The organism is Pandoraea cepalis, from assembly GCF_902459665.1.
Lineage (GTDB): Bacteria > Pseudomonadota > Gammaproteobacteria > Burkholderiales > Burkholderiaceae > Pandoraea > Pandoraea cepalis.
Genome location: NZ_CABPSL010000004.1, coordinates 32,740 through 51,738, shown reverse-complemented (window position 1 = coordinate 51,738; position 18,999 = coordinate 32,740). Strand labels below are relative to the sequence as shown.

15 protein-coding genes and 1 pseudogene are annotated in these 18,999 nt (G+C 61.7%); 10 read left to right on the top strand and 6 right to left on the bottom strand.

Translation table 11 applies throughout. The annotated features are described in order from the left end of the window. Nucleotides 1-66: 66 nt before the first annotated feature. The 4 genes from PCE31106_RS07610 (at nucleotide 67) to PCE31106_RS07595 (ending at nucleotide 7,404) form a co-directional block, all read left to right on the top strand. Nucleotides 67-3,231 carry an efflux RND transporter permease subunit gene (locus tag PCE31106_RS07610; protein WP_150562918.1) on the top strand — a complete coding sequence of 1,055 codons (3,165 nt, stop codon included), beginning with the start codon at nucleotides 67-69 and terminating at the stop codon, nucleotides 3,229-3,231. Nucleotides 3,232-3,243: 12 nt separating this feature from the next. Next, complete coding sequence (locus PCE31106_RS07605) at nucleotides 3,244-4,824, top strand: efflux transporter outer membrane subunit (RefSeq protein ID WP_150562917.1); 1,581 nt, start codon at nucleotides 3,244-3,246, stop codon at nucleotides 4,822-4,824. 374 nt (nucleotides 4,825-5,198) lie between these two features. Next, entirely contained in the window at nucleotides 5,199-6,314 is a 1,116-nt protein-coding gene (locus PCE31106_RS07600) for an HPP family protein (protein WP_174975044.1), read from the top strand. Nucleotides 6,315-6,576: 262 nt separating this feature from the next. Continuing rightward, nucleotides 6,577-7,404, top strand: a complete 828-nt coding sequence (locus PCE31106_RS07595; protein ID WP_150562915.1) for a hypothetical protein — start codon at nucleotides 6,577-6,579, stop codon at nucleotides 7,402-7,404. Nucleotides 7,405-7,441: 37 nt separating this feature from the next. Here the strand turns inward: PCE31106_RS07595 and map are convergent, their stop codons facing one another. The 3 genes from map to PCE31106_RS07580 form a co-directional block, all read right to left on the bottom strand. After that, nucleotides 7,442-8,272 (bottom strand): type I methionyl aminopeptidase, encoded by an 831-nt coding sequence (gene map / locus PCE31106_RS07590; protein WP_017234093.1) that lies wholly within the window; start codon nucleotides 8,270-8,272, stop codon nucleotides 7,442-7,444. Then, nucleotides 8,272-8,526, bottom strand: coding sequence for a ParD-like family protein (locus tag PCE31106_RS07585; protein ID WP_026131976.1), 255 nt, complete (start codon nucleotides 8,524-8,526; stop codon nucleotides 8,272-8,274). Before PCE31106_RS07585 ends, map begins: the two co-directional genes overlap by 1 nt. Before the next feature lie 159 nt (nucleotides 8,527-8,685). Then, complete coding sequence (locus PCE31106_RS07580; protein WP_150562914.1) at nucleotides 8,686-10,047, bottom strand: HipA domain-containing protein; 1,362 nt, start codon at nucleotides 10,045-10,047, stop codon at nucleotides 8,686-8,688. Between the two features lie 405 nt (nucleotides 10,048-10,452). Between PCE31106_RS07580 and PCE31106_RS07575 the strand changes: the two genes are divergently transcribed. The 4 genes and pseudogenes from PCE31106_RS07575 to PCE31106_RS07560 all read left to right on the top strand — a co-directional run bounded on the left by PCE31106_RS07575 (nucleotide 10,453) and on the right by PCE31106_RS07560 (nucleotide 15,370). Then, nucleotides 10,453-12,132, top strand: a complete 1,680-nt coding sequence (locus PCE31106_RS07575; protein WP_017234090.1) for an ABC-F family ATP-binding cassette domain-containing protein — start codon at nucleotides 10,453-10,455, stop codon at nucleotides 12,130-12,132. Nucleotides 12,133-12,267: 135 nt separating this feature from the next. Further along, nucleotides 12,268-12,468 (top strand): annotated as a pseudogene (locus PCE31106_RS07570) (type II toxin-antitoxin system RelE/ParE family toxin); the annotation flags it as partial. Between the two features lie 5 nt (nucleotides 12,469-12,473). Continuing rightward, the gene (locus PCE31106_RS07565; RefSeq protein WP_150562912.1) at nucleotides 12,474-12,776 is read left to right on the top strand and encodes an addiction module antidote protein; all 303 of its coding nucleotides are present in this window, start codon (nucleotides 12,474-12,476) and stop codon (nucleotides 12,774-12,776) included. A 959-nt stretch (nucleotides 12,777-13,735) separates the two neighbouring features. Continuing rightward, entirely contained in the window at nucleotides 13,736-15,370 is a 1,635-nt protein-coding gene (locus PCE31106_RS07560; RefSeq protein WP_174975026.1) for an AAA family ATPase, read from the top strand. Nucleotides 15,371-15,595: 225 nt separating this feature from the next. Here the strand turns inward: PCE31106_RS07560 and PCE31106_RS07555 are convergent, their stop codons facing one another. Together PCE31106_RS07555 and PCE31106_RS07550 are read right to left on the bottom strand one after the other, a co-directional pair. Next, nucleotides 15,596-16,210, bottom strand: a complete 615-nt coding sequence (locus tag PCE31106_RS07555) for a 3'-5' exonuclease (RefSeq protein WP_150562910.1) — start codon at nucleotides 16,208-16,210, stop codon at nucleotides 15,596-15,598. 40 nt (nucleotides 16,211-16,250) lie between these two features. Next, nucleotides 16,251-16,679 carry a DUF3293 domain-containing protein gene (locus PCE31106_RS07550; RefSeq protein WP_150562909.1) on the bottom strand — a complete coding sequence of 143 codons (429 nt, stop codon included), beginning with the start codon at nucleotides 16,677-16,679 and terminating at the stop codon, nucleotides 16,251-16,253. 877 nt (nucleotides 16,680-17,556) lie between these two features. Here PCE31106_RS07550 and PCE31106_RS07545 point away from each other — a divergent pair. After that, complete coding sequence (locus PCE31106_RS07545) at nucleotides 17,557-17,766, top strand: hypothetical protein (RefSeq protein WP_150562908.1); 210 nt, start codon at nucleotides 17,557-17,559, stop codon at nucleotides 17,764-17,766. Nucleotides 17,767-17,902: 136 nt separating this feature from the next. Continuing rightward, the gene (locus PCE31106_RS07540; RefSeq protein ID WP_150562907.1) at nucleotides 17,903-18,181 is read left to right on the top strand and encodes a hypothetical protein; all 279 of its coding nucleotides are present in this window, start codon (nucleotides 17,903-17,905) and stop codon (nucleotides 18,179-18,181) included. A gap of 55 nt (nucleotides 18,182-18,236) precedes the next feature. Here PCE31106_RS07540 and istB read toward each other — a convergent pair whose 3' ends face one another. Beyond that, nucleotides 18,237-18,986: an IS21-like element helper ATPase IstB gene (gene istB / locus PCE31106_RS07535; protein WP_150562906.1), complete on the bottom strand. Its 750-nt coding sequence runs from the start codon at nucleotides 18,984-18,986 to the stop codon at nucleotides 18,237-18,239. Nucleotides 18,987-18,999: the final 13 nt, after the last annotated feature.

The following is an 18,999-nucleotide window of genomic DNA, read 5'->3' as shown; positions in this document are numbered from 1 at the left end:
GCGCACGCACGAACCGCGTCCTGAACGACCCCCAAGAGTCTCGTCATGAACATCTAAAAATTTTTTATCGACCGGCCCATCTTCGCGGGGGTGCTCTCGGTCATCACGCTGCTGGCCGGCCTGATCGCCGTGTTCCAGTTGCCGATCTCGGAGTACCCGGAAGTGGTTCCGCCGTCGGTCGTGGTACATGCCCAATACCCCGGCGCCAACCCGAAGGTGATCGCCGAGACCGTTGCCGCGCCGCTCGAAGAGCAGATCAACGGCGTGGAGAACATGCTTTACATGCAGTCGCAGGCCAACAGCGACGGCAATCTCACCACGACCGTGACCTTCCGCCTGGGCACCGACCCGGACAAGGCCCAGCAGCTCGTGCAGAACCGTGTCTCGCAAGCGCTGCCGCGTCTGCCGGACGACGTTCAGCGTCTGGGTGTGACGACGATCAAGTCCTCGCCCACGCTCACGATGGTGGTGCACTTGCTCTCGCCGAACCAGCGCTACGATATGACCTATCTGCGCAACTACGCGCTCATCAACGTCAAGGATCGCCTCTCGCGCATCAAGGGCGTGGGGGAAGTGCAGTTGTGGGGCGCGGGCGATTACTCGATGCGGGTGTGGCTCGATCCGGCGAAGGTGGCCCAACGGGGCCTGACCGCCTCTGATGTGGTGAAGGCCATTCGCGAACAGAACGTACAGGTCGCGGCGGGTGTCATCGGCGCATCGCCGGCCGGTCCAGACACGCCGTTGCAGCTCAATGTCAACGCGCGTGGCCGGTTGAACACGGAAGACGAGTTCCGCGACATCATCCTGAAGACCTCGCCGGACGGTGCCGTCACGCACCTGGGCGACGTGGCCCGCGTGCAGCTCGACGCTTCGCAATACAGCCTGCGCTCGTTGCTCGACAACCAGCCGGCGGTGGCGTTGGCGATCAACCAGTCGCCGGGGGCGAACTCGCTGCAGATCTCCGATCAAGTACGCGAAGCGATGGCGGAGCTGCAAAAGGACATGCCTCCGGGCGTCGAATACCGCATCGTCTATGACCCGACGCAGTTCGTGCGTTCGTCGATCAAGGCCGTGGTGCACACGCTGCTCGAAGCCATCGCCCTCGTGGTGCTGGTGGTGATCGTGTTCCTGCAGACGTGGCGCGCGTCGATCATTCCGCTGCTCGCCGTGCCGGTATCGATTGTGGGGACGTTCGCCCTGCTGCTCGGCTTCGGCTATTCGATCAACGCGTTGTCGCTGTTCGGGATGGTGCTCGCCATCGGTATCGTGGTGGACGACGCCATCGTGGTGGTCGAGAACGTGGAGCGCAACATTGCGGCCGGGCTCTCGCCCAAGGAGGCGACGTATCAGGCCATGCGCGAAGTGAGCGGTCCGATTATCGCGATCGCGCTCACGCTGGTGGCCGTGTTCGTGCCGCTCGCTTTCATGTCGGGCCTCACGGGCCAGTTCTACAAGCAGTTCGCGATGACCATCGCCATCTCGACGGTGATCTCGGCCTTCAACTCGCTCACGCTGTCGCCGGCCATGGCCGCGCTGCTGCTCAAGGACCATCACGCCAAGCCCGACTGGCTTACGCGGCAGATGAACCGATACCTGGGGGGCTTCTTCAACGCGTTCAACCGCGTGTTCCATCGCGGCTCGGAGAAGTACGGTCAAGGTGTGACGCGCGTGATCGGGCGCAAGGCGATCATGATGGCGATCTTCGCCGTCCTTCTCGGCGCCACGATGCTGATGAGCAAGGTCGTGCCGAGCGGCTTCGTGCCGGCGCAGGACAAGGAGTATCTGGTCGCGTTCGCCCAGTTGCCGAACGGCGCGTCGCTCGATCGTACCGAAAAGGTGATTCGCGACATGACCGACGTTGCCTTGAAAACGCCGGGCGTGCAGAGCGCCGTGGCCTTCCCCGGGTTGTCGGTCAATGGATTTACCAACTCGTCGTCGGCCGGCATCGTATTCGTCACGCTCAAGCCGTTCGCCGAGCGTCACGACAAGACGCTCTCGGCGGCAGCCATCGCCGGGCAGCTCAACGGCGCGTATTCGAAGATGAAGGACTCGTTCATCGCCGTCTTCCCGCCCCCGCCGGTGCTGGGTCTGGGAACGCTGGGCGGCTTCAAGCTGCAAATCGAAGATCGCGGTGCGCTCGGCTACGCCGCCTTGAACGACGCCACGCAGGCGTTCATCAAGAAGGCCTCGCAAACGAAGGAACTGGGCCCGACGTTCTCGTCGTATCAGATCAACGTGCCGCAGTTGAACGTGGATCTCGACCGCGTGAAAGCCAAGCAGTTGGGTGTGCCGATCACCGACGTGTTCGACACCATGCAGATCTACCTCGGCTCGCTGTACGTAAACGACTTCAACAAGTTCGGGCGCGTGTATCAGGTGCGTGTCCAGGCCGATGCGCCGTTCCGCGCCCATGCCGATGACATCGGACTGCTCAAGACGCGCAACAGCCATGGCGACATGGTGCCGCTCTCGTCACTGGTGAAAGTGTCGCCAACGTTCGGCCCGGAAATGGTGGTGCGTTACAACGGCTACACCGCCGCCGACGTGAACGGCGGCCCGGCCCCCGGGTATTCGTCGGGTCAGGCGCAGGCTGCCGTGGAGCGCATTGCGGCCGAGACGCTGCCGCGCGGGGTGAAGTTCGAATGGACGGACCTGACGTATCAGCAGATTCTCGCGGGCAACTCAGCGCTGTGGGTGTTCCCGATCTCGGTGCTGCTGGTGTTCCTGGTGCTCGCCGCACAGTACGAAAGCCTGACGCTGCCGCTCGCCGTCATCATGATCGTGCCGATGAGCATTCTGTCCGCGCTGTTCGGCGTGTGGCTGACCGGAGGAGATAACAACATCTTCACGCAGATCGGTCTGATGGTGCTGGTGGGGCTCTCCGCGAAGAACGCGATCCTGATCGTGGAGTTCGCACGAGAGCTGGAAATGCAAGGCCGCAGTCCCGTGGCCGCCGCGATCGAGGCAAGCCGCCTGCGTCTGCGACCGATTCTGATGACGTCGATCGCGTTCATCATGGGGGTGGTGCCGTTGGTGACATCGACCGGCGCCGGCTCGGAAATGCGTCACGCGATGGGGGTTGCCGTGTTCTTCGGCATGATCGGCGTGACCGGCTTCGGTCTGATGATGACGCCGGTGTTCTACGTGTTGCTGCGCACGCTGGCGGGCAAGAAGCCGCTGCACAGCGCTCACGCATCGACCATGCCCGCCAACGTCAAGGCCGAAGTCTGAAGGATGCCAATCATGCAATCGCAATGGATCAAACGAAGTCTGGGTATCTCGAGCCTGCTCGGGGCCCTGCTGGTGGTGGCGGGCTGCTCGATGGCCCCCACGTACGAAGTGCCGACGGTGACCGACAAGGGGACGCCCACGGCATTCAAGGAAGCGTCGCTCCCGGCGGGTGAAGCCGGGACGTGGAAGCCTGCCGAGCCTGCCGAAGCAATGGCGCGCGGCCAATGGTGGAAGGTATTTGGCGACGCCACGCTGAACACGCTCGAGGATGATGCGCTGGCGGCCAACCAGAACCTGAAGGCGGCCGCCGCCCGCGTGCAGGAAGCGCGAGGGGTGCAGCGTCAGGCCCGTGCGGCGCTGTTCCCGACGCTCGACGCCGGGTTCGGCCCCACGCGGCAGAAGCTCTCGCCCGACTCGCAGATGCAGCCGGACGGCACGAACATCGCGCCTTACACCCTGTGGCGCGCACAAGCGAGCGTTGGCTATGAAGTCGATTTATTCGGACGCGTGTCGGATAACGTGGCCGCGGCCCGCGCGGACGCCGAGCAGAGCGAAGCGCTCTACCGTTCGGTGCAGCTTGCGCTGCAAGCCGATGTCGCGCAGAACTACTTCAGTCTGCGCGAACTCGACGCGGAACAGGCGCTCTACACGCAAACGGTGACGCTGCGCGAAGCAGCGCTCAAGCTGGTACAGCGACGCTTTGCCGAAGGCGATATCGACGAGCTGGACGTGGCGCGCGCCAAGGCCGAGCTGGCCACGGCGCAATCCGACGCGCTGGCGGTCGCGCGTCTGCGGGCAGCCTCGGAACACAGCCTCGCGATTCTGCTCGGCAAGGCGCCCGCGCAGTTCACGTTCGCGCCGTCGCCGCTCACGCCGGTCGCCGTGCACATCCCGGCGGGTCTGCCGTCTGCCTTGCTCGAACGGCGTCCGGATATCGCGGCGGCCGAACGTGCCATGGCAGCCGCCAATGCGCGCATCGGGGTGGCGAAAGCCGCGTTCTTCCCGTCGCTGTCACTGACTGGCGCGGGTGGCTTCGAAGCGGCCACGCTGGGCGACCTGTTCAACTGGTCGAGCCGTACCTTCCTGCTCGGACCGGTGGTGGGCGGACTGCTCTCGATGCCGATCTTCGATGGCGGCGCGCGCAGCGGTAATCTATCGCGGGCGCGGGCGCGCTACGAGGAAGACGTCGCGAACTATCGCCAGCAAGTCCTCGTCGCGTTCCAGGAAGTCGAGGACAACCTGTCCAACCTCCGCTTGCTTGCCGCGCAGACGCGGGCGCAGAACGAGGCGGTGACAGCGTCCAACCGTGCCGCACAACTCTCGCGCATGCAGTATCAGGAAGGCTCGATTGCCTATCTCGATGTCATCGATGCGGAACGTACGGTGCTCCAGGCGCGGCGCAGTGCGGTCCAACTCGCCGGCGCGAACGCGGTCTCGACCGTCAACCTGATCCGCGCCCTCGGCGGCGGCTGGGGTGACGCGCCAGTGGCCGATGCCCCAGCGACGTCGACAACACCGGGGGCGCCCAACGGGCCGGCCAACGGCCCGACGGCGGCGACTTCCGCTGCCAACGCCACGGTAGCCGCCCGATAGATTTCATCTGCGTCAAAGTTTCTTCCCTGCGTCCCTGCTTGCCCGGTGCCTGCCCTGCGTCAATCGACGTTCGGCATGCCCGGGCTTTTTTTACGGGCGCACACCGGATGAACGCACACGTCTCGCGTCTGCCCATCCGCCGGAAAGTGCCCCCGCTTCCCCTGCCGGCAAGGTTCACGCCTTTCGCGTCTCGTTTTCCTGATTTTGGTGCGCCGCTTCAGTGTCAACCGGTTCCTGTCCGAGATTTCGCTGCGGCGCAGCATTAAAATCTCGCGCTCATACTCTCCCAATCCATCGATATACGATATATCATGCACAAAATATCAACACGCCGCCCTAAACGGGTGCAGATGGTGGAGCGGGACGACATGGCAATGACACGACGCGACGTGAGGGATTGGCTGGCAGGTTTCCTGCCTGCCGTGGTGGCCGTTCACTGGCGCGAACGGCTTCGCGCGGGCTTTGGTGCGCTGTGCGGGATTGCACTGACCGGCGGCCTGATGCTGTGGATGCTCGGCCCCGCGACGTATATCCCCTGGCTCGTTGCGCCGATGGGCGCGTCCGCCGTGTTGCTCTTCGGGGTGCCGGCCAGTCCTCTGGCCCAGCCCTGGTCGATACTCGGCGGCAATCTGGTCGCCGCCATCGTCGGGGTGACGTGCGCAATATACATTCCGTCGCCGATCGCCGCGGCGGCCACGGCGGTCGGCGTGTCTATCGCGTTGATGTTTACGCTGCGCGGTGTGCACCCGCCGTCGGGTGCCGTGGCATTGACCGCCGTGCTCGGCGGCCCGGCTGTCCACGCCCTTGGATACGGTTTCGTCCTCGAGCCGATTGCCGTCCAGTCGGTGGTCCTGCTCAGCGCGGCCATCGGCTATCACGCGCTCACCGGCCATCGTTACCCGCACGCCATGCGTGCGCAGGCCACGGTGCGTCCGGTCAACGCGTCCGCCATACCGGTCACGACGGCCGACGCCGAGAAGGCGCTGGCTCGCCGCAGCGAACTGCTCGACATTTCCGCTGACGATCTCGCCAGCCTGCTCCGCGACACCCAGCGCGAGGCCTATGCGCGCCGCGCCCGCGAGTTGACCTGTGCCGATGTCATGACGCCGCCGCTGGCGAAGGTTCAGGCGCACGACGAAGCGCCGGCGGCGTGGCGTCTGTTGCAGCGCCACGGGCTGGAGGCCCTGCCGGTCGTCGACGGCGACGCCCGCGTCATTGGATTGATCACGCGCCACGACCTTCACACGCGCCGTGCGCGCCGTCAGCATTGGCCGCGCTTTGGCATGTCTATCGGCACGGGGCAGCGCCCGGCGGTTCGCGACGTCATGCAAGCGCAGCCACCGTCGGCTACGGCCGGCATGCCGCTCTCGGAGTTGGTGCCGCTGCTGATGACGCAACGTCACGGCACCTTGCCCGTGCTCGACGAAGCCGCCCGGCTCGTGGGCGTTGTCACGCACGCCGAAGTGCTTCGCAAGGTCATGGCCGCGTGAAACGCCAGGCGCCAGGTACTGAGCACTGAGCACTGAGCACTGAGCACTGAGCATCAAACGCCTGCGATGCGCATCAAGCAGCGCAGGCGTAGCTTCCTCCGCCCCACCCCGATCCGACGCCCGTCGTGGTGCTGGCGCCGCCGGCCCCCTCCTCCCTGCGTGCAATTGTCAGTCCTGAGCCGATCTGCAAGAATGGCGGCAGCGTGACGTACCGACGCCGCAGTGCTTCGTTTAACGAAGCGAAATTCGCTCAAGGGAGAGCATGGAACCGATCACGTTCAAACAATGTTTCAAGGGGGCATGGCGCGACGGCTTCAACGCGTTGCGCCAACGGCCATGGCTATGCCTGGCGATTGCCGTCGTGTTCCTCGTGACGTCTGGACTTAGCGTTTCGCTCGATCAGCTCGCACGGACCGCATCGCAAGTCGGCGAACCCGCCCTCTACCGTCTGCGCATTGCGCTCATGTCGTTCGGCGTCTTTTTCGTGAACGTGGTCGCGTTCTCCGTGCTCGTCATCCATGTCTTTCGCTACACGATTCTCGGCCCCGACGCCGCACGGCAAGGCCGGTGGTATGGGCGCGATCTCTGGCGCTATCTCTGGACATCGACCCAGGTCTTCGTCGGCTTCGCTACGGTTTGGCTGATCGTCGGCGTCGGTGCGATGCTGGCGCTGCGGGCGACGGGACACGGCAATTCGTATGCCGGGCTTGCCACGTTTTGCGTGCTGTTGATTTGTACGGTGCTCTACGTGCTGACGCGCGTATCGCTGATCTTTGCGCAGATTGGCGCGGGACGCAGCAAGCGCTGGCGCGCCGCTTGGCAGGATTCGTGCGGGCACTTCTGGACGATGTTCGGCACAACGATAGGGACGGTGTTGCCGTTGATGATTGCGGGCATTGTCGCGACGGCCCTGTTCACCGCATTGCTGCGCGTCGCGCCGGCCGCCAAGTCGGTAGCGCTCGGCACGCTAGTGCTTCAAACGGTGATGTCGGTGGCATGGATCGCGGTCTCCACGGGGAGCGCCGCATGGCTGTACCGTCGCTTCGCCAATCAACTGCTGACGCTCGACGACGCACCGGACGACGTCTGAGGCGCGCACAGCGCGCCCCAGCCGCTGCCATCCGTTGTCAGGCGGCGTTGGCGGTTGCCGCGCTGCCGTCGAGCGTGCCGAAGCGAGCGTACTCGCCAAGGCCGTCGGGCCATTGCGTGAGCACCTCGAAACCAGTCTCCGTCACGGCCACCATGTGCTCCCACTGGGCAGACAACGAACGGTCGCGCGTCACGACTGTCCAGCCATCCGCCAGTTGCTTCGTGTCCGGCTTGCCGGCATTGACCATCGGTTCGATGGTGAAGATCATCCCGGGGCGCAGCGTAAGCCCCGTACCCGGACGCCCGTAGTGCAGCACTTGGGGATCGTCGTGATAGGTCGTGCCGATGCCGTGCCCACAATAGTCGCGCACGATGCTGAAGCCTTCGCGATGCGCCACCGTCTGGATCGCGTAGCCGACGTCACCCAGCGTTGCACCCGGACGCACGGCCCGGATGCCTGCGAGCATCGCCTCGAAGGTCGTATCGACCAGACGCTTGGCAAGAATGCTCGGCTTGCCGGCGTAATACATGCGGCTCGTGTCGCCGAACCAGCCGTCCTTGATGAGGGCGACGTCGATGTTCACGATATCGCCGTCATGCAGCGTCTTTTCACCGGGAATGCCGTGACAGACGACGTGATTCACTGACGCACACACGGTCTTCGGATAGCCGTGATAGCCGATATTGGCGGGAATCGCCTTCAGTTCGTCCACGATGAAATCATGACAGAGGCGGTCGAGCGCATCGGTCGTGACGCCGGGCTTGACGTGCTCGGCAATCATCGCAAGCACCTGCGCGGCCATGTCGCCTGCGCGACGCGACAGCGCAATTTCTTCTTGGGATCGGATGACAACGCGTTCGCGCACCATTACGCCACCTTGTTGAATACGGTGACGGGGGCACCGGATGTTGGGGAAGCGGCGACCTCGACCTCACCGGTCTGGACGCCATCGGATTCGATGAGCTTGCGGCAGATGTCGCCGTAGCTCAGCGTGGGATTGAGTTCGGCGAGCATGCCGACGCGCAGCCAGTGCTCGGCTTGCGCGTTGATCGAGCGGCTGAGCGCGCCGCTGGTGTTTCGCAACGCCGCGTGCATTTGCTCCGATATCTTGACGATACCCATGTTGGGGACCTTTATATACGAAATGGCTATGAAACGTATATTACCAGACCTGTGCCCGGTTGTCGCCCGCGGCCGCAAGTGGCGATACATGAATCGCGCGGTGGCAACGAGAATCTGACACGTAACTGTCCCCTTTCCCCTAGGGGATTCAAAGCGACGTTACCTGTTGGCATTGCGCCCGCCAGGCACCAATGGCGCGATGAAGTCCTGCGCCACCTGCAGATTGATTAGCGCAAGCGCTTTGAACTCGCGAGAAATCAACGGGGAATCGCTTTGCGCAACACTTGCCCAAAATGCGTTGGCTGCCTCGATCGCCCTGCCCCACACGAACGGCCTTGCGCCGATAGTGCCGACTTTCGGGGTGATCGGCAAAAGATCGGGATCCACGCCTCCCCCCAATGACGCATAACGCATTGGCAGAATGTCATACGCCGGGGCCACGCGATCGAACCTCCCGCGCTCGTCCAAAAGCACTGAAATATTCTCGAAGTGCCTATCTCCGTTCCCGATAAGTTCGCTGAACGCTGCCATGACGTGAATCGTCGATGCATCGTTCTCGGAGAGGTATCGCGCCTGCTCGCAGCGCGCCGCAAATTCCGACCATGTGTCGCGCTTCCCGAAATACTCGTCGTCGACGGCCCCTGCGGACAGCATCCCGATACGACCATGGCGCCCCACACGATCAAAGCGCCGCACCTCCAGAAAAACATAATCATCCGAAGCGATGATCGTCGACTCCGCGGCCGGCACCGAGGCGACGCGAAGCGATTGCGACGCCAGTTGCTCCAACGAAAGGAGGTCGGCCATGCGACTCCCCCGCCTGGCAAACTTAACGATCACATGCCCTGCGTCTTCGGTGAGTGCGAGAAACTTTGGCTGTTCTCCGCCAGCACTCGACCCAAACGCGGCGTCTTTGAGCTGGTTGGCCATGCCGTCGTACTGCTCTGTTTTTTGCTCGGACGGGATTGGCAGAAGCTGACGAAACTCCATCTCCTTCTGCAAGGACGTGTCCCCGTACACCAGATTCCCGGGCAGGTTCAGTCCTCGCATAAAAAGGTAGGCGATGCGATGTTCGTCGCGCCAGTCTCTAAGGCTCTCTGGAAAGTGCATTTCCAGCGCCGCCGTCCGAGCGACTTCTCTACCGAGAAATCCCGAGGGGGAAACAAACGCCATGTATGGCGGCAAACCGTCGTACAGCGTGTTTGCGTGACCGGAGACTTCCAGGGTGGTGCCACCACTGAAGAACTCGACGCCAGCAAACGGCTCGATCGCCCCGTCGGTCAACACGCGATATACCGTTTGTCGCGGATTGAGCCCCCCTGGAAGCTGCCTTAACAGGCCATACTTTGGCGTTCTTTCACCGGAAACCCTGAAGCTCGTGAATACTTCGGAGGCTCCCCGAATCGTTCGCGATAGCGTCGGTTGGCTGATGGACAACGCCGACATGATGTCTTGCGCCGTCCGTGGCTCATGCCGCAGCAGACGACGCATCTCGTCCACACGAAGCAGCTCATCAGCCATATGCCCCCCATTTCGCGGCAAATTAAATAATTCATGAATAGTTCAAGAATAGCACAAACGCAGATTTCCGATGCTTGGCAGGGTATCCGGGGCGTCACTTGGCGGTGCTGGCTGGACTTCCCCCAGCAAGACCCGGGCAGCCCTCAAATGCCGCGCGGAAGCTGCGTTGTTGCGACGCGAGGGGCGTCGAACGCGAACCACCTCGGGATTTGACGGGACCTAAACACTTGAGCGAATGGAGCCCTCTTAAATGCCTGGGAGATTCTGATGACGACCTTCCGGGTTTGGCCAAGCGCTGTCATTCCCCACTATTTCGCTCGCTAAGCAAAGCGCAAGCGGATCAGAAAATCGACGCCCTGCACGTCCGGTCGGCTATCATGCCAGTCCTCCCTGAAGTAGCCCCTTATGATTTCCGTCCGTAATCTCACGCTGCGCCGCGGCGCCAATGTCGTACTCGACCGCGCGTCCGTCACCTTCGCCCCCGGCGAAAAAATTGGCCTCGTTGGCCGCAATGGTGCCGGCAAGTCCTCCTTCTTCGGTCTTCTCAACGGCACGCTGCATGAAGACAGCGGGGAGTTCTCGATTCCCACTACGTGGAAGATGGGCCAGGTCGCGCAGGAGATGCCGGAGACCGAGCAGGGCGCGACCGACTTCGTTGTCGAGGGTGACACCGTGCTGCTGGCCGCGCAGGCAGAAGTGGCCGCCGCCGAGGCCAGCGACGACGGCATGCGCATGGCGCACGCCTACATGAGCCTGCACGACGCCGGGGCGCACGATGCCTCCGCACGTGCCCAAGCGCTGATCCTGGGTCTGGGCTTCAGTGCGGCGCAGCTTAGCCAGCCGGTCAGCAGTTTCTCCGGCGGCTGGCGCATGCGACTGCAGTTGGCGCGCGCGCTCATGTGCCCATCCGACCTTCTGCTGCTCGACGAGCCGACCAATCACCTCGACCTCGACGCGCTGGTCTGGCTGGAAGCGTGGCTCAAGCGCTATCAGGGAACCCTTGTCGTGATCAGCCACGACCGCGAATTCCTCGATGCAGTGACGCAGGTGACGGTGCACGTCGACAACGCCAAGCTGGTGCGTTATGGCGGCAACTACAGCAAGTTCGAAGACATGCGCGCTGAGCAGCTCGTGTTGCAGCAGGCCGCGATGGCCAAGCAGGTGGAGAAGATGGCCCACCTACAGAAATTCATCGACCGTTTCAAGGCTCAGGCCTCGAAGGCGAAACAGGCGCAGAGCCGGGTCAAGGCGCTCGAACGGATGGAGAAGATCGCACCGGTGCTTGCCGATGCCGAGTTCAACTTCGAGTTCAAGGAACCTCTCAACGTCCCGAACCCGCTGTTGTCGATGCTGGACGCAAGCTTTGGCTACCCCGCGCCGACCGGCGCGCTGCCGGGCACGCCGCCCACGGTCATCGTGCGGGGCATCAACCGTTCGGTGCTGGCGGGGCAGCGCATCGGGATTCTTGGCGCCAATGGCCAAGGCAAGTCCACATTGGTGAAGACGGTGGCGCACGCGCTGGCGCCGATTGACGGAGAGATCAGCGAAGGCAAGGGCCTGAACATCGGCTACTTCGCACAGCAGGAACTCGACGTGCTGCGTCCGCTCGACACGCCGATGGAACACATGATTCGCCTTGCCAGGGACACACCGACGCACATGCGCGCCCCGGGCCAGAGTGGCACAGAACAATCGCTTCGGACCTTCCTCGGCACCTTCAACTTCAGTGGTGACATGGTCCATCAGGTGGTCAGCACGATGAGCGGCGGTGAAAAAGCGCGGCTTGTGTTGTGCATGATCGTGTGGCAGCGCCCCAACCTGCTGCTGCTGGACGAGCCGACCAACCACCTCGACTTGGCCACACGCGAAGCGCTCGCCGTGGCGCTCAACGAATTCGAGGGTACGGTGATGCTGGTCAGTCACGACCGGGCGCTCCTGCGCGCCGTGTGTGATGAGTTCTGGCTGGTCACCAAGGGCGGCGTCGAGCCCTTCGACGGCGATCTGGACGATTACCAGCAGTTCCTGCGCGACGAAGCTCGTCGCATGCGCGAGCAGGCTGCCGCGGAGCAGCCGGTCATCGCCTGAGCTCCCCGAGGTGGGCGGTGGACGTGGCAGGGGAGGCGAAGCGGGCACCAGACCCGCTACCATTTGCTCGCCAGTAACCTCAGCGGCGTTGGCACTTTCTAAGCTTCTGGTCTTGCATCGGGATTTAAGCGCGCAGAGTTCGGCAACTTTGGCGATTCGAAATCGCTTGGGGCTGGGCTTTGGGAAATGAGAATCGACTTTGGTCCGGGATACCGCGTGTATTACGGGCAAGCGGGTGAGATCACTTACCTGCTTTTGTGCGGAGGGAATAACTCGACTCAGCCAGGCGATATCGCGCGGGCCAGGGCACTGTGGGAAACCACCACGAAGGAGTGATCGAAATGAGTAAAGCCGACATCACACGCTTTGATGCTTCCGAGTATTTGGACAGCGACGAAATGATCGCCGAATACCTCAACGCCGCGCTCGAAGAAAATGACCCGGCGATCTTTCTGTCCGCGATTGCAGACGTTGCCAAAGCGAAAGGCATGACGCAAGTCGCAACCGCGGCAGGGCTCGGCAGAGAGAGTCTCTACAAGGCACTCGCCCCAAACGCACAGCCGCGTTTCTCCACGATACTGCGCGTCATGCATGCGCTGGGCATCAAGCTGTCGACGATGCCAGATCGAGCTATTCACGCCTGATACGAGCGAGGACTCCCAGCCCCCGCTCCGCCTTATTCAGCGAGCGTTTGCGAGATTTTCCGGGAAGAAGTGAGACCTACGTAACCGATGCCAAAACGGGGAGTTGGTGCGAGGAAGGGGAAACGCTTTCCCTTTGCAATCAATATAGTTGCGGCGTTTTGGGGAGCAGATGGGGACGGGGGATTGCCCGCAGATTGCGGGGATTCGAGTCCGGAGGAGGACTCGAACCCCCGCACAATCCTTATTGGCCAAGGCTCTCAGCCAGTATGCTGGCAAAATGCTGGCACTTAACCGCACTGCCCCGTAGCAGACATCAATGAATGCCAGCTATGGTCAGTGACGCCAATCCGTCGAACCGTCGCCGCCGTTGTGCCTTGTCGTGGGCCATCCGCCGCCCAGCTCCGTACTGGGATGGGATTGCGCAAAGCATGGCAAGCAGGCGTCGTCGGGTCATCGGCATTTTGAGCGGCAGAAGGCAATGCCTCATGTGGTGGCACCCGCCTTACGTGGCGCATGCCCGTTTGAGCGCCCTTTCCGACGCCTTACCGAGACCGCGATTCACTTGGCCTTGCCGACGATTTGTGCAAAAAATCCGTTTGAAACCCGTCCCGGCATTGCCTTGCATCTGCCAAACATCGTGAGAACCTGATTCCGACTTCCGCAACGAACCGCGGCATCAGAACGGATCGGAGCCGTCCGGTCTACACACTCTCGAGGTCAACATGCGACACTCCGCCATTCAGAAGCCGTTTCCCGGCCGTAAGTCCAAGCTCTTCGTTGAAGGCTCCCGCGCGTGGATTCCCATGCGTCACAAAATCACCCGCTCCCGTTGTGTAGCAGGGGCAACGGTTCACGCTTCTCCTGAAGTCGCACCAGTAGCCTTACCCGCGCTAGAGGCTCCGGCTACAACCGCTGTTGCGTCGGCATCACTTGCTTCCTCGACACCCCCTGCCGTACCGATGAGCCCGTCACCGGCACTCCGCCCCGTTGAGCGCCCGGAAACTCCAGCGCGCATCAAGACAGATGCGATCCCCCACGATTGCAGCGACCTCGTCCGTCGCGCCCGGGGTTCGTTCAAACACCTCGCCGGGATGGCCGACACCAAACGCCGCCTGCTGCGTGCCGGGCAGGACATCCTGGCCGGTCTGGATGGCGAGCCGCGCAACGGCATCCTGCTCTTTGGCGAACCTGGCAACGGAAAGACGATGTTCGCCGAGGCACTGGCCGGCGAGTTGGGAATACCGCTCCTGCCGGTCGCTTTCGGCGACATGGCCTCGAAGTGGATCAACGAGACGCCTGAGAGGCTTCGCGGCCTCTTTCGTACTGCGCGTCGCTATGCGCCCTGCGTACTCTTTATCGACGAGGTCGACTCGTTCCTCAAGCCCCGCGACGGCTCCGGCATGAGCCACTCGATGGATCGGGACGTGGTCAATACCTTGCTCAGGGAAATTGTGGATCTGCGCGATGCCCGGGTTGTGCTGGTCGTAGCGACCAACTACATTGAACAGCTCGACCGTGCCGCGATCCGCTCCGGGCGCTTTGACTTCCACATCGAAGTACCTGCTCCGGACTTCGAGGCCCGCCGAAACCTGATCTGGGCAAACATCGTACGGTGCCTCGGAAGAGAAGCGATCGATACTGCCATCGTCAATGACCTTGCGCGCCGCTGGGACGGTTTCAGCGCCGCACGACTGGCGGCCCTCGGACCGCAACTGCGCGACATGAAGCGCGACGACGAATTCGATGGCCCCATCACCTTCGAGCTCGTCACTCGGGCTATGCGCATCATCCAGGGGCAGCGCAGCGCGCTTCCACAGCATGTGGTTAGGCTTGAGGACATTGTCATGCCTAAAGCCTCCCGTGGGATGTTGACGAGTCTCGGCGACCGGCTTCGCAACATCTACGACTTCACCCAGCTCGGTGGCACCCTGCCGCGAGGGATCCTGTTTTACGGCCCGCCCGGCACCGGCAAAACCATGGCAGCGATGTCGCTTGCAAAGGCGTCAGACTGGCTGTTCCTGTCGACCACCGGCACCGACCTGATTTCCCGTCCCGATGAGTGGGAAAAACTCGTGCGCAAGGCAAACGACCAGCGCCCGGCAATCGTGTTTATCGACGAGGCCGACTCAATTCTTGCTAATAGACGTGGATCGAACGTCTCAGCCCTCACCAATCGGATACTGGCCACGGTGGATGGCACCGGCGGACGGATACCGGATGTCGTCTACATTGCAGCCACCAATCATCCGGACGTGCTCGACCCGGCCGTATTGCGTGGCGGGCGCTTCGCGATGCAGGTACGTTTTGACGTGCCCGAGGCGGACGACATGCTCGCATGGGTTAAGTCCACACTGGCTGACAAACAGATACGGCTGGACTTTGCGATGGAGGGCGGCACAGAAGAGCTGGCGGCACAGTTGCTGGCCGGACGGCCAATTGCCGACGCGGAGGCGCTCGTTGCCGAGGCTATCAACCTGAGCGCGGTCCGGTTTCTTGACTGTTGGGAAGACGAGGATCGGCCCTTTCTGAACCTTACGGACATTCGAGCCGCCGCCCGGACACTCGGCGTTGGCGCCTCGGAGCGCCCGATCTGAAACCGGGTCGCACTCCTCCTGCCCGTGCGATCCTCGATTCACCGTCGCACGACATGCGGCGGTTGCCGCCGTCCCCCCCACTATGCTAAAAAATTTTCTTTGCAGAATTTTTCGGCCCGGGCATTCGGTAAGCGAAACCGAATGCGTGATCATGCTCTATTTTCTTCAGCGCTTTCAACCATCCGCCCCTACTCGTGCCCCTGCGAAATCACATCCCAATGGATGCTAGGCCCCACCAGCCAGCGAACGCAACAACACTGGAACCTTTTGCTTGCTGGTAACCTGCACACGTGAGATGAGTGCGTGATCGACTCGACCCACGCCGTAAGTCTGTGCAATATCGCTTTTCAGTCGGTACCAGAGATGACACGTCATTTCCGCATCAACCATAGCTCGGTGGGCACGACCGGTTTTCGGTAATTGCAGCATCTCCGCCAGGCTGGATAACCGGTGACTTTGCGCGTGCGGGTAGATCCGCCTCGACGCCAACATCGTGCAGGCGAAGGACTGATCTGACGCTTCCCCGATTAGCGCAAGCTCCGCCTGCCAAAACCGTCTGTCGAAGCCGGCGTTATGAGCTACGACTGGATGTTTGCCGACGAACTTCGCCGCTTCACGCATGACCTTCGACGCCGTGGGCGCCGATGAAATCATGTCGTTCGTGATGCCCGTCAGATTTGCGACATCGGACGGTATGCGTCTTCCGGCATTCATTAAGCTCTGGTAGCGATCGACGATTTGACCCTCACGCAAAAGCACGACCGCAATTTCAGTGGCCCGGTCACCCTGCGCCGGCGAAAGGCCTGTCGTTTCAAAGTCTAGTACCGCAACGATTTGCATGGCTAAATTAGATCGAAAATTCTCGGGGAGGGAGCATCGGTTATCGCAACAGCACCAACTGCGGCACAGCATCGTCTCCCGCCCAGACGATCGCGTTTTGCTCGTAGCGTTCGCCGAGGTCCTTCGCAGCTTCTAGCGAAACCCCCAGCACCAGAAAACTAGGCTCCCCGGGCCACTTGTTTGATGGATGCTGCCCGATGCCACCAATGAACCTCAAACCGACCTGAGTTAGCTCACAGGCCAAATCCTTCTGGCGCAGAGCATTGGCTCCATGTTCACAGGCGTGGCTGAACGGGTTGCAGGCAGTAATGAAGGCACTCGACTCAACATGTGCAGCCTCATGAAGTATGAGCAATGAGGAGTTTTGCACACCAACCCGCAAGGTCATCGGCAAAACGCCTTCGACACAGTAATGTGTTTCCAGGTAGGCCTGAATCGTGTCCGAATTGATGTTCGATGAAAAAATCATGAGGCGTCTCATCTACGTGGTTGTGATTGATAAAGCAGGACAGTGATGACCGCCAATTTCGTCCGCATATTGCGGTGTATGTGAATCGGGTACGCACATGCGAGACTTGCTTCTGGCATAACCCGCCGTTGCCGTAGTTCACAAATTTTAGAGACTGGTGGGCAATCAAACACAGAAAAGCGTGATCGGCTGGCCACTTTCCGCCTCGGGCGTTCCCTAATATTTATTGTAGTGAGGAAGGCGGCAGCAACGCTCCATCCCGGATGGCACCGCGTGCGCTTCTAAGGCCGTTCAGGCGGCTTTCAAATCGGCTGTCGAGGCTCACAAATGATCGCCTAGCAGGCCTGCTCCGCCAGATCAACCCACCGCATTGCGAAATCAGCTCCATGAACAAGGGCGTCCGACTGACTGGCAAATACTACGGAGCGAATGTCGGATCGGTGTATTGCAAGTCGGTCGCCGCATCGAGTGATACTTATGCTCGGATGAAATCGCTTGTCACGTTGCTGCACGGCAAGAACGGTAATAATGTGCCGTGCGTATCCGAATACTCGGCTATCCATGCGTTACCTCTTGCTAGCGAGTGCTCCAAGCGAGCAGCGTAGGTGTATGTCTGCGCTGCGGTCAAGAGGGGGCAAGGAAATGGAACTGCGAAAAGCAGTTCATACGGGCGATTGAAGTAATTTTTGATGCGCTAAAAATGGCCCCCACTGTCGTGATAACCAAAAGGGGACTATGGCGACCACCCCCTAAATGAGGAATATCGGGCGGCGGGCACGAGCAAGGATCGTCAGGCCGAGTTGCGCGCCGCGATGCAAGCTAACCAGAGCCGAGTGATGGTGCCGCAAGGCGTCATCGGCATGGAGTGGAGCAAACCATGACTTTCTATTACGCGTTCGACGACGGCGATAGCCTGATGCGTCTTCAAGACGATGGCGGGCTGGCCTACCTCAACCCCAACACCGGCCAGTGGGTGGAAGACAACACGCTGATCGGCATGATGTACAACGGTGACGCCGAGGCGCTGGATCTCGACGAAGCGCAAGATTTGGCCGAACGGGTGTACCCAAGGACCGTGCTTGACTGACTCTCTATCCGATCGATTGGACAGGCCCTGATTAACAAACGAGCAGGACGTCGGGTTCACGGTTCAGGCTGGCAAGCTCTATATCCTCTAGACCCGCAACGCCTAGCGCAGCGCCAAGGCCGCGATCAAGATCGCGGTGGAAATGGTCGTTGGAGGCAGCCTGAGCCGCAAGCAAGCGCTCAAGCGCGTCACGGCCAAGCAATACGACCTAGCGCAGCAGCCGGTGATCGACCCAAGGTTCACGGGCGATACGGATTTCTTCGGCATCCCGGCTTGCTCGGGCATCGTCACGGGCAAGGTGGTCAAGAGCGACGAGAAGACGCTTGCCAACAGCCGAATCAAGCTCGCACCGCGCATGGGCAAGGGCCTCGCTGCGTATTTCGGTGATGGTGATCAGCTGTTTCGGCGAACGTGATCAGTCTGGAGGGTGGTGTTGCGCGGTTAAGGAATTATAGCGAAGGTGATCACAATCAGGATGCGGAGGACTGCTTGGCGTTGGTCTTTCGCATCGATTCGCCTTTGAGCGGCAGCTTGTGGGCCTGATGAACGAGCCGGTCGAGGATCGCATCGGCCAGCGTCGGGTCTTGCAGCCAGGCATGCCAGTGTTCGAGCGGCAACTGGCTGGTGATGATCGTGGAGCGCGTGCCGACGCGATCGTCCAGGACTTCAAGCAGGTCATTGCGCGCGCCCTGATCGAGGTCTTGCAGGCCCCAGTCGTCGAGCATCAGGACGTCGATCTTGGCCAGTTGCGCGAGCCGACGCGTGAAACTGCCGTCGCCGTGGGCAATTTTAAGTTCTTCGAATAGGCGGGCCACGCGCACGTAAAGCACCGAGAATCCTTGCCGGCAGGCCTGCTGCCCAAATGCACAGGCTATCCACGTTTTGCCGGCCCCAGTGGGGCCTGTCAGAATGATGTTCTGCGCGTTGCGGATCCAGTCGCCGCCGGCGAGCGTGGCGACGACGTTACGCTCGAGTCCACGGCTTTGGCGGTATTCGATGTCTTCAATGCAGGCCTGCGGGTTCTTCAGTTTGGCGGTTTTCAGCAGGCGCTCGAGGCGCCGGGTATCGCGCCAGGCGAGTTCACGCTCGACCACGATGCCAAAGCGCTCTTCAAACGATAAACTCGAACTCGCCGTGAGGCCTGCCTGCTCCTCAAAGGCACGGGCCATGCCGTCGAGCTTGAGGGCTTTCAGTTGGGAAACGGTTTGCTGCATCAACATCGATGACCTCCTT

Excerpts from the sequence above, each read along its gene's own strand:
- PCE31106_RS07565 (WP_150562912.1), top strand. The coding sequence starts at position 12,474 with ATGAGTAAAGCCGACATCACACGCTTTGATGCTTCCGAGTATTTGGAC.
- istB (WP_150562906.1), bottom strand. The coding sequence starts at position 18,986 with ATGTTGATGCAGCAAACCGTTTCCCAACTGAAAGCCCTCAAGCTCGAC.
- PCE31106_RS07585 (WP_026131976.1), bottom strand. The coding sequence starts at position 8,526 with ATGGGTATCGTCAAGATATCGGAGCAAATGCACGCGGCGTTGCGAAAC.
- PCE31106_RS07580 (WP_150562914.1), bottom strand. The coding sequence starts at position 10,047 with ATGGCTGATGAGCTGCTTCGTGTGGACGAGATGCGTCGTCTGCTGCGG.
- PCE31106_RS07575 (WP_017234090.1), top strand. The coding sequence starts at position 10,453 with ATGATTTCCGTCCGTAATCTCACGCTGCGCCGCGGCGCCAATGTCGTA.
- map (WP_017234093.1), bottom strand. The coding sequence starts at position 8,272 with ATGGTGCGCGAACGCGTTGTCATCCGATCCCAAGAAGAAATTGCGCTG.
- PCE31106_RS07545 (WP_150562908.1), top strand. The coding sequence starts at position 17,557 with ATGACTTTCTATTACGCGTTCGACGACGGCGATAGCCTGATGCGTCTT.
- PCE31106_RS07555 (WP_150562910.1), bottom strand. The coding sequence starts at position 16,210 with ATGCAAATCGTTGCGGTACTAGACTTTGAAACGACAGGCCTTTCGCCG.
- PCE31106_RS07605 (WP_150562917.1), top strand. The coding sequence starts at position 3,244 with ATGCAATCGCAATGGATCAAACGAAGTCTGGGTATCTCGAGCCTGCTC.
- PCE31106_RS07595 (WP_150562915.1), top strand. The coding sequence starts at position 6,577 with ATGGAACCGATCACGTTCAAACAATGTTTCAAGGGGGCATGGCGCGAC.
- PCE31106_RS07560 (WP_174975026.1), top strand. The coding sequence starts at position 13,736 with ATGAGCCCGTCACCGGCACTCCGCCCCGTTGAGCGCCCGGAAACTCCA.
- PCE31106_RS07600 (WP_174975044.1), top strand. The coding sequence starts at position 5,199 with ATGACACGACGCGACGTGAGGGATTGGCTGGCAGGTTTCCTGCCTGCC.
- PCE31106_RS07550 (WP_150562909.1), bottom strand. The coding sequence starts at position 16,679 with ATGATTTTTTCATCGAACATCAATTCGGACACGATTCAGGCCTACCTG.